This is a genomic window from Apilactobacillus micheneri, assembly GCF_006493595.1.
GTDB classification, from domain to species: Bacteria; Bacillota; Bacilli; order Lactobacillales; family Lactobacillaceae; genus Apilactobacillus; species Apilactobacillus micheneri.
The window spans coordinates 222,076-236,872 of sequence record NZ_QUBI01000001.1 but is presented as its reverse complement, the minus strand read 5'-3'; the positions used below and the strand labels follow the sequence as shown (position 1 = coordinate 236,872).

Here is a 14,797-nt window from a genome sequence, read left to right as displayed (position 1 = left end):
AATGAAAAAAGTATTCGTTGTAGGTGCTCATGGGCACGTAGGTAAACAAATGGTCGAAAAATTAGGCAAGCAAGGTTACACTGCTTTAGCTGGTGTAAGAAGTGAAGGTCAATTTGATGAATATAAAGATATGGAAAATGTTGAACCAACACTTTTTGATTTAACATCAAGTCCTGAAGACATGACAACAGCATTTAAACAAAGCGGGGCTGAAGCAATTGTATTCTCTGCTGGATCTGGTGGAGCTACAGGTGATGATATGACCCTAAGTATTGATTTAGATGGTGCTATTAAGACAATGATTGCTGCTAATAATGCTGGAATTAAACGTTATGTAATGGTTAGTGCTGCTGGTGCTGATAATCGTTCTTTCTGGCCTAATTCAGGATTACCAGGTTACTATGTTGCAAAACATTATGCTGATGAATATTTGAAGAATAGTGGACTAAATTACACTATCTTACGTCCAACTACATTAACTAATAATTCTGAAACTGGCAAAATTGTGTTAACAAGTGAATTTGATTCTAAGATGGATATTCCAAGAGCTGATGTTGCTAACTCAGTCGTTGAAATACTAGGCGATGATGATACCATAAATAATATTTACGAAATTACTTCTGGTGACAAGAACATATCAGATGTCCTATAATAATAAACTTGTTTTGTTTATTTGCATGTGATAAGGTTATCAGAGTTATAAATTGAATCAATAAAATATTAACGTCCTTGATTCTATATTTAGAACTGGGGACGTTTTTTATTATTTAATTAGATGGAGGTATGAAATGATAACTGTATCAGATATGGGATTACATTTCTCAGGTAAAAAATTATATGAAAATGTTAATCTTAAGTTCACGCCCGGTAACTGTTATGGAGTTATTGGGGCCAACGGTGCCGGTAAGTCAACCTTTTTGAAGATGCTAGAAGGTAAAATTGAGCCCACTAGCGGTAATATCTCAATCGGACCTAATGAACGATTATCAAGTTTAAGTCAAGATCATTATGGCTTTGAAGATTACGAAGTATTAGATACTGTAATTCAAGGTTATGAAAAGCTATATAAAATTATGAAAGAAAAAGATGCTTTGTATGCAAAACCTGATTTTTCTGATGAAGATGGTGTAAAAGCTGCTGAATTAGAAGGTGAATTTGCTGAGATGGATGGTTGGAATGCTGATTCTGATGCATCTCAATTACTACAAAGTGTTGGAATTCCTGAAGAATTACACCATCAAAAGATGAGTGAATTAACTGAAGGCCAAAAAGTTAAAGTTTTGCTTGCACAAGCTTTATTTGGAAATCCAGATATTTTATTACTTGATGAACCTACTAATGGTTTAGATAATCATACTATTGATTGGTTGCAAAACTTTTTAGCTGATTATGAAAATATTGCCATTGTTGTATCTCATGATAGATATTTCTTAAATCAAGTATGTACAATGATGTGTGATGTGGACTATCAAAAAATTCAACTATATGTTGGTAACTACGATTTTTGGTTAAAATCTAGTCAATTAGCTACTAAAATGCAACAAAATGAAAATGCAAAAAAAGAAGATCAAATTAAAGAATTGAAAGAATTTATTGCGCGTTTCTCAGCTAATGCTTCTAAATCAAAGCAAGCTACTTCACGTAAAAAGCAATTGGATAAAATTACTTTAGATGATATCAAACCATCTTCACGTAAATATCCATTTATTAAGTTTGAAAAAGAACGTGATTTAGGAAATGACTTATTAAGTGTTAATAATGTATCTAAGACTATTGATGGTAAGAAGATTTTAGATAATATTACATTTACCCTTCGTCCTGGTGAAAAGACTGCAATTACTAGTCGTAATGATTTAGCTACTACAACTTTAATGCAAATTATTGCTGGCAAAATTGAACCAGATACCGGCGAAGTTGTTTGGGGACAAACTACCCGTCGTTCCTACATGCCTAGAAATATTAACTCTGATTTTGATGACGATTCATTAACCATTATTGATTGGTTAAGACAATTTGCTTCAAAAGAAGAAAGTGATGATCCATTCCTACGTAGTTTCTTAGGTCGTATGTTATTCTCTGGTGATAATATTCAAAAACAAATTAAGGTATTATCAGGGGGAGAAAAGGTTCGTTGCATGCTATCCAAGATGATGTTGCAAAAGGGTAATGTCTTGATTATGGATGATCCTACTAATCACTTAGATATGGAATCAATTACTGCTTTAAATGACAGTTTAATTCCATTTGATGGTTCAATTGTCTTTACTTCTCATGACCGTGAATTCATTCAAACTATTGCTGATCATATCATCGAAGTATCCGATAAAGGCATGATTCAAAGAGCTGATACTAGCTACAATGACTTTATGAATAATCCTGATATTCAAAAGCAAGTAGAACAACTATACAAATAAAAAATAAAAAAGACACAGTAAATATGACTTTACTGTGTCTTTTTTTGCTATTAGAACAATAATATTACCTGAGTATTAAAATTTATTTACATAAGTGGTTATTATTATTATTTATTTGTTTTTTGTATTATATTGTAGTTATACAATAATTGGATGGAGTTGAAATATATGAAAAGAATATTGTCATCATCTGCATTGGCATTGTTTTTAGCTACTGCGTTTGTTGTAGGTGGTCAATCTTCTTTGGCACATGCTGATACTAATAGCAATAATATTGCTACTGCTCAATCTACCAGTAATGAAAGTCAAAATAATGCCGATAAGCAAAAAGAACAACAAGAAGCTGAAAAACAAACTCAACAAGAAGCAGCTAAAAAAGAAGCCGAAAAAAATAAATTTGTTGATCATGTTAATTTTACATATTCTTCAGCAGTTAACTATAATGCCAGAAATGTAAATGTTAATGGAATCAAATCATTTGTGGGTCCTTATAATCGTGGTACTCGTGTGAAAAAAACTTTAAACTTGAAAGGGCAATTAGTTCAATTGACGAATGTCGCAAGAGCTAAAGAAAGAACCTATTATCAAATTAAATATCGTGGGCAAGATCAGGGTTGGATTAATGCTACTTATTTATCTACGACTAATGTATATGAAATTCCATTTACATATACTAGTCAACATTTTCCATTTGATGCACCTAATGGTTGTGAAGCAACAGCTTTAAAGATGGCCTTATCCACTAAGGGTGTTGGAGAAAATATTAGTTTAAATGGCTTTTTGAAAAAAATGCCCCGTGCAAAATATGATCATAATAAGGGATTTGTGGGGAATCCATATGCTGTAAATCATACTAATCAAGATTGGACCATTTATCCTAGTGCATTAGCACCATTTGGTAGAAGATATTATAATGGTGTATATAATATAACCGGTGCTTCTAAGACTAAAATTATTAATGAAGTGCAACATGGAAATCCAGTAATTGCTGCAACTGGATATCGTATGAGAACAGCAACTGGTCATACTTTAGTAGTAGTTGGTTATAAACGTGGATACTTCAAAATGGCCGATCCTTCTTCATGGAGGGCCACTTATAGAACTACTAACAAACCCGTTTTCTGGACTTCTACAAAGCAATTTATGAAATTGTATAATCAAGAAGGACGTAAAGCAGTTTTAGTTAAATAAAAAATTCAGTAAAAAAATAACCTTTCATTTTAGATTATGAAAGGTTATTTTTATTAATTTAAAATATTTCCAGCATCCTTTAGAACACTGGCTTTTACTTTATTGGTAGGTAATAAATTGAACTTATATTCTGGTTTCCAAGTTGCTTTCTTTACATCAAAATGATTATTAATTTTATGCCCATTAAATATATTATTTTGATTGGTTAGACGGGCATTTTTAAAGACTGATATAAATTTTTTAGCTTTTACTTTTTTAGCTTCGACAACATTATTTTGTGCAATGATATTCGATTTAAATCCAGCACCGATCGCATAACTAAATTTATAAGCATTATCGCTATTATTTTGATAATAATTATTAAAAACTTGAATTTTACCGTAACGAACACGAGGATTTCTTTGAACCGTATTTAAGAAAAAGTTATTTGAAATGGTTACATTAAGTTTATTTGCATCTGATTTTTTACTATCAGAACTACCAATTAACATAGTTTTATCATGATTAGCAAATCGATTATGAATAACAGAAATATTATTAGCTCCATCTGTGATGTCTACCATGCCATCATGGTGTTGATATTGACGTCCAAAATATTTATTAGCATTATTATCTGATTGATAACCATTACCATCACTAAATGAATTATGATCAATCCAAATATTTTTAGCTTTTTTTATTGAAATTGCATCATATTGAGAATTCCAATTACCACTTTTACCATCTTTAGGATCCCATTGTGGAAATAAGTCAAAAGGGGTAGTGAACTTAATATTTTGAACAATTATATTATCTTCTTTAAGAATTAAACTAGCATTTTTGATTTGAGCATCTTTCTTACCGATAATTGATGTATTTTCAGGTATTTTTAACTCAATTTGTTTAGCCTGATTCTTTTGAACTAATTTTCTAGCATTTTCTTGTTCACCTGTTGGTTCTTTCTTGCCATATGTTTTTGGATTATAATTTGATAGATATTTTTGAAAATCATATCCAGTATTTTTAGCATAATCAGCTATTGATTTGCCATCATTCATGTCAATTTTACCTTCAAGATAAATGATTCTTGAATCTACTTTTTTCTTTAATGCTTTTTTTAATTGTTCAGCATTCTTAACTACATAAATATTTTTATGTTTATTAGTATTACCACCAGTTGTATTTTTACCGAAGCCAATGATATTTTGTGTTTTACTAGCATTAGCTACATTTACTTTTTGATTGTTTTGAACGCCAATAAATAAAATTGAAAGTAAAACGACAGTTAATATTGATGTGATTGTTTTTTTCATATTTAATATATCCCTTCTAAGTATTATGGTATTATTTTAAGCAAGGAGTGTTTTATATGCCTGAAATAATTACCATTATTATTTTACTAGTTTTAATAGTAACCATGTTTGTATTAAAGAAATTTAGAGATAAGATGACTAGAAAAACTTATATTTTAGTTATGTTAGCAATCATGTTGATTGCATTATTATCGATGGTTGCACTACATGTAAATAGAATTTAGAGAGCATACTACTTATGCTCTTTTTATTTTATTATAAAGTTTCATCAATTCATTTCTTAAATTATCATCATGTGCAAAAATATAAAGTCCTTTAACACCGCGTTTCATTAAAACATTTACCGAATTGAGAACTAATTGTGCCTTAATCTTATTAAATTTATTTGGATCATTTATGTCTTTACGTTTCTTTAAAGATTCAACATCCGTAAAATTATTAAGATCAACTTTAACATTATTTTCATCTAAATAAATAGGTGGGCCTAAAATTACGCCGACATAATTTAAATCAAATCCCTGACAGGTGAACATTGATCCTACTTCATTGATGGTTTCTGGAATTTCTGCCCATGGCGTTTGTGTATAGTTATATTGATCCCAAGGCATTTTAAAATCTGGTTCAATAACATAGTGTTTGCCACCATCAAGCGTAGAAGGATAGCCGGATGTCGAAACAATTCTAGATAATCCAACTTGATTATTCCGCTTAACAATTTCTTTACGCATTTTTTCAGCATTATCGAAGATTCTAAAATCATATTGGTCATCAGCATTTTCTGGAATATCTTCTAATTTACCATCAGTAAAATGATTAATCCAATGGACTAACTCATCACTGGCGGTCATTCTAAATTGATGGGTTAAATGATATTCACCATTTGTATATGGATCAATAATTTTATGTAATCGATCTAAGTTCCAAAATGATTTAGTTCTTAATACTTGGCGATGATCGAATACTAGAATTGTTACCTTTGAACGTTTAATAACTTCGTTTAATTGGTTTTCTTGATAAAAATTATTATAATGATCGCCTCTAGACAGCAATAAATGAGCTTCATCAATGACTGTAATATCAACTGATTTTTGTTCTTTGTCTAGTTTATTAATAAATGAAGTAGGGCGATTAAAGTTCTTTTTTAATACGTTTTTTTCATCACCAGCCATATTTTTATATACTTTTAATATCTCGGGATGATTAACTAGGAAACGGTTATCAGTATGATATAGCTTACTATCTTTATCTTTACTCATTTGTTGAATGTCATAAAATAATTTACTTAAAATAACAGATTTACCAGTTCCAGCATCCCCATAGATTGTAAAAACAGCATGTTTTTGATCATTAATATGATGCTTAGTGAATGTTTCTATTTTGTTTATTAGTTTAGATTGTTCTTTTGTTAGTTGATGTTCAGGAGATAGTTTTTCATTAGCTGCGTTTATTTCACTCATTTAATTCACTTCTTTTAATATTTTTAATAATTTCATCTGTAGCTGACCAGTTGTTCATGGTATACAAATGGATTCCATCAACATTATTTTTATATAAATCATTGATTTGTTCAATTGTAAACTTAATTCCAGCTTGTTTTATGTCATTATTATTTTGAATAAATTGTGGTATATCCATTTTAATTTTTTTAAGCCAATTCACAGTTTGCATTTCAGTAATTGGCATTATGCCAGCCAATATGGGGACCTTGATATTTTGTTTATTAGTTTCTTTTATAAATTGATAATATTTTTGATTATCGAAAAACATTTGGCTAATTAGTTGAGTGCATCCAGCATTAACCTTTGTTTTTAGGTGCTGAATGTCTTCAACCAAAGATTGAGCTTCTGGATGCACTTCAGGGTAACAGGCGCCCATAATTTTAAATTTATCATTTTTACTTTTTACATACTTAACTAATTCACTTGCATAAGGAAAATAATTTTTGATATGACCATTTTTATCTCCACGTAATAATAGTAAATTGGAAATGTTATTTTGACGCAGTATTTTTAATGATTCATCAATTTCACGTTTATTATGACTAATTCCGGTAAGATGTATTACAACAGGGATATTTAATGCTTTTTGAATATAACTTGCACATTGCGTAATATTATCAAATGAAAAACGACTTAAATTACTGATTGATATAAAGTCTGGTTGCCACTTATTTAAGTAATATCTCATTGATTTTATTTGTAACAGATCAGGGGCTATTTCAACAGATAAAGTTTGTTTGGACATAAGATAAGACCTCTCATTTACATATTTATTAACAAATAAAAGAGTAGTCGAAAAATTGAATTTTTGACTACTCTATATAATTATTTAGTTAATTTTTCAATTAACTGGTTAACGGCATTAATATATGAAGCTAGTCGTTGGTTAGCTTTTGCTTGAGTTTGATCTTCAGTTCCAATATAGAACTTAACTTTAGGCTCAGTTCCTGAAGGACGAATAGCAATCCAAGTTCTATCTTCCAGCCAATATTTTAAAACATTTGATTTTGGTAAATTAATTTGTTTAGTTGACCCATCTTGATTGGTTTGAGTAGCAGTTGCGAAGTCTTCTAGTGCGACTACTTTACTATCATTAAAGGAATCCATTGGATTAGATCTTAATTCATCCATAATCTTAGCCATTTTATCTTTTCCATCAATGCCTTCAAACATTTTAGAAATTGTTTTTTCTTCAAAGTATCCATACTTTTCGTACATTGATTGAAGACCATCATACAAGGTCTTACCTTGTTGCTTGTAATAAGCGGCAACTTCAGCTAACAACATTGTTGATTGAATAGCATCTTTGTCACGAACAAATGGTTTAATTAAATAGCCAAAACTTTCTTCAAAACCAAATAGGAAAGTATGATCATGATTTTGTCCGAAATTATGAATTTGTTCAGCAATGTATTTAAAACCAGTTAATACATTTTTCATTTCAATATTATAATTATTGGCAATCTTAGTTGCTAACTCAGTAGAAACAATTGATTTAACAACAATACCATCTGCTGGTAATTCATGATTATCTTTTTTAGCTTTTAAAATATAATCTAATAGGACGGATGCGATTTGATTACCAGTCATTAATTTATATGAATTATCTGGTTGTCTAACTGCAGCACCTAAACGATCGGCATCAGGATCAGTTGCAATTAAAACATCTGCACCAACTTTTTTTCCTAATTTAATTGATAAATTAAAGGCTTCTGGGAATTCAGGATTAGGAAAATCAACAGTTGGAAATTCAGGATCAGAAATAGTTTGTTCTGGTACAATTGAATAATTTTTAAATCCAGCATTTTCTAAGGCACGACGACATAGTACTTTTCCAGTCCCATGAAGTGGGGTGTAAACAAACTTTAAATCTTTACCGACTTCTTTGATTAATTCATGATTAACATTAACTTGATGTGCATTATTTAAATATGCTTCATCAACATTTTCACCAATAACATCAAGTAATTGTTTTTTTCTTAAATCACGAATATTTGCTACTTTAATTGCAAATACATCGGAAGCTTTTCTAACGTAAGTAGTAATCATGTCAGAAGCTTTTGGTGGCATTTGTCCACCATCTTCACCATAAATTTTGTAACCATTATATTGCATAGGATTATGGCTGGCGGTAATCATTACCCCAGCAAAAGTATTTAAATGACGAATTGTAAAAGAAAGTTCTGGAGTAGGACGAATATCATCAAAAACGAAAGATTTAATTCCATGAGCACCTAGTACACGAGCGGTTTCATAAGCAAATTCTTTTGAATGATATCTAGAGTCAAAACTAATGGCAACACCACGTTGCTTTTGCTGATCATCTAAAGTATCCATATATGAAGCAAGTCCTTCAGTTGCTTGTCTAACGGTATAAATATTCATTCTATTCATACCAGCACCCATTAAGCCACGCATACCGGCAGTTCCAAATGACATTTGAGTACCAAAAGCATCTTCAATTGCTTCATCATTACTTTTCATTTTTTGTAAATCTAATTTAACTGATTCAGCAAGCTCCTTTTGAGCAAGCCAATTTTGATAATCTTCTTTGTAATTCATATCAAATGTCTCCAATAAACTGAATTATGTTACTAAAATTAGTATAGTTAATGGCTTTATTTTAGTCAATTTAATTAAGTCACATTCTTTGCGATATCATTTTTTAGATGGTATTCTACTTACAATTAGTAATTAAAGGAAAGGTGAATTCAATTCATGGATAAGAATGAAGAATTAATCAAGGTTGCCAATAGAAGATATGCAACAAAGAAATTCAATCCTGATAAGAAAATATCAGATAAAGATTGGCAAACAATTATGGAAGTAGCTCGTTTATCACCAAGTTCAATGGGCTTTGCTCCATGGAAATTTTTACTTATTGAAAATAATGATCTAAAAAAAGATCTTTATGATCATGCTTGGGGAGCACAAAATAGTTTAGATGGTGCCGATAAATTTGTTATTATTTTAGCAAAGAAGAACGTTACTCCAACATCTAAATACGTTCAACATATCAGTGAAGATGTGCAAAATCATTCATTTGACCCTAACTCAGCTTTCGTTGCTAAGTTACAAGATTTTCAAGATAATGACTTTAAATTAAATGATGAACGTACTTTGTTTGAATGGTCTGCAAGACAAACTTACATTCCATTAGCTAATATGATGGATGCGGCTGCTACTTTAGATATTGATAGTTGCCCAATTGAAGGATTCAATCGTGAACAAGTTGAAAATATATTGAAGAAATATAATGCAATCGACTTAAACGAATGGGGCGTTTCAGTAATGGCTGGATTTGGTTATCGTGATCAAGAAATTACACCAAAGAAACGTCAACCAATGGATGAAATCTACAAAGTAATTAAATAATTCATTTTAGAATAGCCTGTAGTTACTAACTATGGGCTATTTTTTTGTGATAAGGTAGAATCATTACATTAAATAATATTGGAGTGTTTAAGAGTGAATATTTTAATTGGGCTAATTCCTGCTTTGTTGTGGGGAATTCAGCCAATTATTTTACTAAAAGCCAGAGGCTCCACTATTAACCAACTATGTGGAACTGTTTATGGTGCTTTTATTGTTTCATTAATTGTTTACTTAATTTATCGTCCAGAAATTGCGATGCGACCATTTATATTATGTCTGATTTCTGGAATGTGCTGGACTTTTGGTCAAATGACGCAGTATCAAGCATTTAAATCGATGGGAATTGCATTAGGAACGCCATTATCTACAGCAATGCAATTAATTGGGAATCCAATTACTGCAGTCATTTTCTTTCAAGAATGGCCTACTGCAATGGATAAATATAAAGGCTTTTTTGCACTATTAGTAATTATTATTGGAATCATTTTAATCACCAAAAATGGTAAACAGGATGCACCTGGATCTAATTATCGTTATAAATATGGTTTCTGGATATTATTTATAGGTACTTTTGGTTATATTGGATACTCTGCTTTTCCACGTTTAGCTAATGTTAGTGGTTCAGATGCTATTTTTCCACAAGCAATTGGAATGGTGATTGCAGCCATTATCTTTTCTTTTTTTATTACGGAGTATCGAGTACAAAAACCGTTATTTAGTAAATTTAGTTTTGAAAATATGATATTAGGATTAATTTTTGGTATTGCTGCCTTTGCTTATTTGGTTTCCATCAAACTAAATGGAGTAGCGACTGGATTTACTTTAACTCAGATGGATGTTGTAGTTGCTACATTAGGTGGCATGATATTATTCCATGAAGTTAAAGGTAAGAGAAAAATATTTTTTACTATATTGGGACTTCTGATAATTATTTTAGGTGGAATTTTGATTCAAACAATCTAAGTTTGGTACAAAAAATTACGTTACAAATTAAAAAAATAGTAACTTATTAAAAATTAGGAAATCTATATGATATAATCATTGTTGTATCAAGGATACAAATGATTTTTTATTTTTAATTAACAATCTACGATAAATATCAGTTGAAAAAAGTTTCAAATTATTTAAAACTTAGTGAGTGATATTAAAAATAAATTATTAAATATTGATTTTGTTTAGAGGAGATATCATGAGCAGTTTTTCAATTAAAGCAACTGCCAAAGCTGTTCCTGAAAAGATAGTTACTAATGATGACTTGGCTAAGATTATGGACACTTCTGATGAATGGATCAGCAGAAGAACTGGAATCAAAGAACGTCGAGTAGCTGTTAGTGAAACTACTACTTCTTTATGTGCTGAGGTTGCATCTAAATTATTAGATAAGTCCAATGTTGATGCTTCACAAATTGATTTTATCATCGTTGGAACAATGTCTTCTGATTATCAAACTCCAGCCACTGCAGCTGCTGTGCAAGGTATTATTGGCGCAAATAATGCAATTGCTTTTGATATTAATGCTGCATGCTCTGGTTTTGTTTATGGAGCTTATACCATGCAAGCGCTATTAAATAGCAAACCTAATGCTTTAGGAATTGTTATTGGTGGTGAACAATTAAGTAAGTTAATTAATTGGCATGATCGAACAACTGCTGTGTTATTCGGTGATGGTGCTGGTGGGATGCTAGTTTCAAACCAAGGTAGTGGGGAAGTCTTAGCTTCTAACTTGAAAACTTATGGTGATCAAGGAAAAGCACTATTAGCTGGTCATATGATTGGTGATGAACATTTTGGAAAAGTAGCTGATCAAACTGATCAATACTTTCATATGGATGGTCGTGAAGTTTTTAATTTTGCCACTAAGAACGTTCCAAATTCAATTAAAGAAGCACTAAGTGAAGCAAATCTTGATGTGAATGATGTTAAATATTTTATTTTGCATCAAGCTAATGCTCGAATAGTAAAGAACGTTGCTCGTAAAATGAAAGTCGACGACCAAAAGTTTCCAATTAACATTGATCATTATGGGAACACAGCGGCTGCTAGTGAACCAATATTGTTGTCAGAAATGATGGAAAATGGTTTAATAGCTAAAGGGGATATTATTGTCCTATCAGGTTTTGGTGGTGGATTAACCACTGGAACAATTATTTTAAGATACTAAAAATTATTTTATATATGGAGTGTATTTATTATGGCAGACAAGAACGCAATTTTTGATAAAGTAAAAGAAATCGTTGTAGATCAATCAGATGTTAACGCTGATGACATTAAAATGGAAACTAAATTCCAAGATGAACTAGACTTAGATAGTTTAGACTTATTCGAAATCATTGATGCTCTAGAAGATGAATATGATATCGAAATTGATACTGACAATGACATTACAACTGTTCAACAATTAGTTGATTACGTTGCAAAACAAGTTGAAGACAAATAATATTTTTATATTAATTTAGGAGTGTTTAAGTTTGAATATTTGTTATTTATTTAGTGGCCAAGGTAGTCAATTTAAAGAAATGGGACAAGACTTATATAAAAGTAATTCTATTTATAAAGAAACAATTGACGAAGCTTCTAAAACATTAGATTTAAACTTAGCAGATCCAGACATTTTTGATAATCCTAATAATACTCAAATTTCCATTTTAACGATGAGTGTAGCAATTTATCGTATTTTAGCTGACAAATTGGATAAACCTGTTGCGATGATGGGATTGAGTTTAGGTGAGTATAGTGCTTTAGTTGCTGCTAAAGCACTATCTTTTCAATCAGGACTAAAACTAGTACATGATCGCTCACATTACATGGATGAAGCTGGAAAGCAAAATCCAGGTTCTATGGCAGCTGTATTAGGTGTTAGTCCTGATTTTGTTAAAGATGTTTGTGACCAAATTGATGACGTTTATCCTGCTAACTACAATACTAAAAAACAAACTGTAATTGGTGGTACTAAGGAAGGCGTTCAAAAAGCAATGACTGAATTAAAGGAAAAGGGAGCTAAACGTGTTATTCCATTAAAGGTAGCCGTTGCTTCTCATACTCCTTTAATGCAACCAGCTTCTGATCAATTAGCTAAGCGTTTAGAATCAGTTGAATTTGATGAACCAGAATTTGATGTAATTAGTAATACTACTGTTAAACCATTTAACACTGATACAATCAAAGAAACATTAACTAACCAATTAATTAATCCAACTCATTTTATGCAAGATGTTGCATCTATTGAAGATAAAAATATCGATGCATTTATTGAAATTGGTCCTGGTAATACGCTAAGTAAACTTGCTAAAAAGACATTGAAAGCTGACACTTATAATGTAGAAAGTGTTGATACCTTAAATGACTTATTAGATAAGTTAGGAGAATAATCATGGAAAAAACTGAAAAAAGAGTTATTTTAATCACTGGTGCAACTAAAGGATTAGGATTAGCCGATGCTATTCGTTTATCCAAAGATAAAAACAATATTGTTATTGTTAACTCTCACCGTGAATTAAGTGATGATGAAAATAAAGCATTACAAGATAACTTTGATAATGAAATTGAAGTTTTAACTGGTGATGTTGCATCTGAAGAAGATGCTAAAGCTATGATTGATAGTATTATTGATGAATATGGAAAAATTGACGTTCTAGTTAATAATGCCGGAATTACTCAAGATACACTATTAACTAGAATGAAAGCTGACTCATTTAAACAAGTTTTAAATACTAATTTATTTGGGGCTTTCAACATGACTAAATTTGCAATGAAAAAAATGCAAAGAGCTCGTAAGGGTAGCATTATTAATATGTCTAGTATTGCAGGCCTTCATGGGAATTTAGGCCAAGCTAATTATTCATCAACTAAAGCTGGTCTTGTTGGATTAACTAAGACTACTGCACAGGAAGGATCACTTCGCGGAATTCGTTGTAATGCAGTTGCTCCAGGTATGATTAAGACAGCTATGACCGATAAATTAAGCGAAAAGAATATTAAAGCTTGGGAAGAACAAATTCCAGCAAGACGTTTTGGTAATCCTGACGAAGTTGCTCAAGTTGTTGAATTCCTAATTGACAATGAATACATGAATGGTCAAGTAATCACTGTTGATGGTGGATTAACAATGTAGTTCGATTTCAGTAAGAATATTCTTAATTAACAGGAGAAATTTAACGATGGACGAAAAAGATATTGAAAATTTAATGGACAAGTTTGATAAGTCCAGTATGAAAGAATTTAAAGTTACTGGTGATGACGGTACTGATATTTACTTCAGCAAATTAGAACATGCTCCAGTACAAAATGTTGCTCCAGCTGCATCATCTAATGCTGCCTCAACTAAGAATGAAAATGCTTCATCAAACCAAGCTGCTCAAAGTATTGCTGCTAAAATTAAAGCACCATTAGTAGGAATTGTTTATTTTGCACCAAGTCCTGAAAAACCAGTATATAAAAATGTTGGTGATCATGTTAAAAAGGGCGAAACTGTTTGTGTGATTGAAGCAATGAAAGTTATTAATGAAGTTAAGAGTCCTATTTCTGGAACTATTACTAAACAAGTAGCTAATGACGGAGATATGGTTGAATATGATCAACCAATTTTTGAAGTTGAGGAGGATTAATCTTGGAATATAATGTGCATGATTTCATTCCTCAACGTTTTCCTTTTCAAATGATTGATAAAATTATTGATGTAAAACCAGGTGAAAGTGCGAAAGCACTAAAATTATTAAACGTTAATGAATGGTTCTTTCAAAATCAACCATCCAATAGTCTAGGGATGCCTAGACCCATTGCTATGGAAATGCTTGCTCAAACAGGTGTTTGTGCATTGTTATCAATGCCTGAATATAAGGGCAAAAATGTTTTCTTTGGTGGAATTAAAGAAGCATCTTACAAAGATAGTTTTCGTCCTGGTGACCAATTAGAACTAAACGTTGAAATGACTAAATTAAAACGTAATATTGGTGAAGGCCATGGAACTATTGTTAGAGATGGCGAAGTTATTTGTGAAGGTACTTTAATTTTTGCAATGGAATAGAAT

16 protein-coding genes are annotated in these 14,797 nt (G+C 31.0%); 12 read left to right on the top strand and 4 right to left on the bottom strand.

Going from position 1 to position 14,797, the window contains the following annotated elements:
- Position 1: 1 nt before the first annotated feature.
- The 3 genes from DY123_RS01250 to DY123_RS01240 all read left to right on the top strand — a co-directional run bounded on the left by DY123_RS01250 (position 2) and on the right by DY123_RS01240 (position 3,605).
- On the top strand, positions 2–652 hold the full coding sequence (locus DY123_RS01250) for an SDR family oxidoreductase (protein WP_140936364.1): 651 nt from the start codon (positions 2–4) through the stop codon (positions 650–652).
- A 136-nt stretch (positions 653–788) separates the two neighbouring features.
- Entirely contained in the window at positions 789–2,414 is a 1,626-nt protein-coding gene (locus DY123_RS01245; protein ID WP_140936363.1) for an ABC-F family ATP-binding cassette domain-containing protein, read from the top strand.
- Positions 2,415–2,582: 168 nt separating this feature from the next.
- Positions 2,583–3,605: a C39 family peptidase gene (locus DY123_RS01240; RefSeq protein ID WP_181401236.1), complete on the top strand. Its 1,023-nt coding sequence runs from the start codon at positions 2,583–2,585 to the stop codon at positions 3,603–3,605.
- Positions 3,606–3,658: 53 nt separating this feature from the next.
- On the opposite strand, the gene DY123_RS01235 is transcribed toward DY123_RS01240, so the two are convergent.
- Positions 3,659–4,897, bottom strand: coding sequence for a pectate lyase family protein (locus DY123_RS01235; protein WP_140936361.1), 1,239 nt, complete (start codon positions 4,895–4,897; stop codon positions 3,659–3,661).
- A gap of 56 nt (positions 4,898–4,953) precedes the next feature.
- Between DY123_RS01235 and DY123_RS07570 the strand changes: the two genes are divergently transcribed.
- Positions 4,954–5,121 carry a hypothetical protein gene (locus DY123_RS07570; RefSeq protein ID WP_157944933.1) on the top strand — a complete coding sequence of 56 codons (168 nt, stop codon included), beginning with the start codon at positions 4,954–4,956 and terminating at the stop codon, positions 5,119–5,121.
- 12 nt (positions 5,122–5,133) lie between these two features.
- Here the strand turns inward: DY123_RS07570 and DY123_RS01230 are convergent, their stop codons facing one another.
- From DY123_RS01230 to DY123_RS01220, 3 genes are all read right to left on the bottom strand, one after another.
- Positions 5,134–6,354, bottom strand: coding sequence for a DUF2075 domain-containing protein (locus DY123_RS01230; RefSeq protein WP_140936360.1), 1,221 nt, complete (start codon positions 6,352–6,354; stop codon positions 5,134–5,136).
- On the bottom strand, positions 6,347–7,141 hold the full coding sequence (locus DY123_RS01225) for a methylenetetrahydrofolate reductase (protein WP_140936359.1): 795 nt from the start codon (positions 7,139–7,141) through the stop codon (positions 6,347–6,349). The genes DY123_RS01230 and DY123_RS01225 overlap by 8 nt, the downstream gene beginning before the upstream one ends.
- Positions 7,142–7,221: 80 nt before the next feature.
- Positions 7,222–8,958 (bottom strand): phospho-sugar mutase, encoded by a 1,737-nt coding sequence (locus tag DY123_RS01220; RefSeq protein WP_140936358.1) that lies wholly within the window; start codon positions 8,956–8,958, stop codon positions 7,222–7,224.
- A gap of 156 nt (positions 8,959–9,114) precedes the next feature.
- On the opposite strand from DY123_RS01220, the gene DY123_RS01215 reads away from it, so the two are divergent.
- The 8 genes from DY123_RS01215 to DY123_RS01180 all read left to right on the top strand — a co-directional run bounded on the left by DY123_RS01215 (position 9,115) and on the right by DY123_RS01180 (position 14,794).
- Positions 9,115–9,771: an NAD(P)H-dependent oxidoreductase gene (locus tag DY123_RS01215; RefSeq protein WP_140923731.1), complete on the top strand. Its 657-nt coding sequence runs from the start codon at positions 9,115–9,117 to the stop codon at positions 9,769–9,771.
- A 93-nt stretch (positions 9,772–9,864) separates the two neighbouring features.
- Positions 9,865–10,734: a GRP family sugar transporter gene (locus tag DY123_RS01210; RefSeq protein WP_181398770.1), complete on the top strand. Its 870-nt coding sequence runs from the start codon at positions 9,865–9,867 to the stop codon at positions 10,732–10,734.
- Between the two features lie 226 nt (positions 10,735–10,960).
- Entirely contained in the window at positions 10,961–11,932 is a 972-nt protein-coding gene (locus tag DY123_RS01205; RefSeq protein WP_140923728.1) for a beta-ketoacyl-ACP synthase III, read from the top strand.
- Between the two features lie 30 nt (positions 11,933–11,962).
- The gene (locus DY123_RS01200) at positions 11,963–12,208 is read left to right on the top strand and encodes an acyl carrier protein (protein WP_105956522.1); all 246 of its coding nucleotides are present in this window, start codon (positions 11,963–11,965) and stop codon (positions 12,206–12,208) included.
- A gap of 31 nt (positions 12,209–12,239) precedes the next feature.
- Positions 12,240–13,139, top strand: coding sequence for an ACP S-malonyltransferase (gene fabD / locus DY123_RS01195; protein WP_140923726.1), 900 nt, complete (start codon positions 12,240–12,242; stop codon positions 13,137–13,139).
- A 2-nt stretch (positions 13,140–13,141) separates the two neighbouring features.
- Positions 13,142–13,882 (top strand): 3-oxoacyl-ACP reductase FabG, encoded by a 741-nt coding sequence (gene fabG, locus DY123_RS01190; protein WP_105963907.1) that lies wholly within the window; start codon positions 13,142–13,144, stop codon positions 13,880–13,882.
- Between the two features lie 46 nt (positions 13,883–13,928).
- A complete protein-coding gene (locus tag DY123_RS01185; protein ID WP_140923724.1) occupies positions 13,929–14,375 on the top strand; it encodes an acetyl-CoA carboxylase biotin carboxyl carrier protein in 447 nt (148 codons plus the stop codon).
- 50 nt (positions 14,376–14,425) lie between these two features.
- On the top strand, positions 14,426–14,794 hold the full coding sequence (locus DY123_RS01180) for a 3-hydroxyacyl-ACP dehydratase FabZ family protein (RefSeq protein WP_370737850.1): 369 nt from the start codon (positions 14,426–14,428) through the stop codon (positions 14,792–14,794).
- The last annotated feature ends 3 nt before the right edge of the window (positions 14,795–14,797 follow it).

Excerpts from the sequence above, each read along its gene's own strand:
- DY123_RS01220 (WP_140936358.1), bottom strand. The coding sequence starts at position 8,958 with ATGAATTACAAAGAAGATTATCAAAATTGGCTTGCTCAAAAGGAGCTT.
- DY123_RS01180 (WP_370737850.1), top strand. The coding sequence starts at position 14,426 with ATGATTGATAAAATTATTGATGTAAAACCAGGTGAAAGTGCGAAAGCA.
- DY123_RS01235 (WP_140936361.1), bottom strand. The coding sequence starts at position 4,897 with ATGAAAAAAACAATCACATCAATATTAACTGTCGTTTTACTTTCAATT.
- DY123_RS01185 (WP_140923724.1), top strand. The coding sequence starts at position 13,929 with ATGGACGAAAAAGATATTGAAAATTTAATGGACAAGTTTGATAAGTCC.
- DY123_RS07570 (WP_157944933.1), top strand. The coding sequence starts at position 4,954 with ATGCCTGAAATAATTACCATTATTATTTTACTAGTTTTAATAGTAACC.
- fabG (WP_105963907.1), top strand. The coding sequence starts at position 13,142 with ATGGAAAAAACTGAAAAAAGAGTTATTTTAATCACTGGTGCAACTAAA.
- DY123_RS01225 (WP_140936359.1), bottom strand. The coding sequence starts at position 7,141 with ATGTCCAAACAAACTTTATCTGTTGAAATAGCCCCTGATCTGTTACAA.
- DY123_RS01205 (WP_140923728.1), top strand. The coding sequence starts at position 10,961 with ATGAGCAGTTTTTCAATTAAAGCAACTGCCAAAGCTGTTCCTGAAAAG.
- DY123_RS01230 (WP_140936360.1), bottom strand. The coding sequence starts at position 6,354 with ATGAGTGAAATAAACGCAGCTAATGAAAAACTATCTCCTGAACATCAA.
- DY123_RS01200 (WP_105956522.1), top strand. The coding sequence starts at position 11,963 with ATGGCAGACAAGAACGCAATTTTTGATAAAGTAAAAGAAATCGTTGTA.
- DY123_RS01215 (WP_140923731.1), top strand. The coding sequence starts at position 9,115 with ATGGATAAGAATGAAGAATTAATCAAGGTTGCCAATAGAAGATATGCA.
- DY123_RS01250 (WP_140936364.1), top strand. The coding sequence starts at position 2 with ATGAAAAAAGTATTCGTTGTAGGTGCTCATGGGCACGTAGGTAAACAA.
- DY123_RS01240 (WP_181401236.1), top strand. The coding sequence starts at position 2,583 with ATGAAAAGAATATTGTCATCATCTGCATTGGCATTGTTTTTAGCTACT.
- DY123_RS01245 (WP_140936363.1), top strand. The coding sequence starts at position 789 with ATGATAACTGTATCAGATATGGGATTACATTTCTCAGGTAAAAAATTA.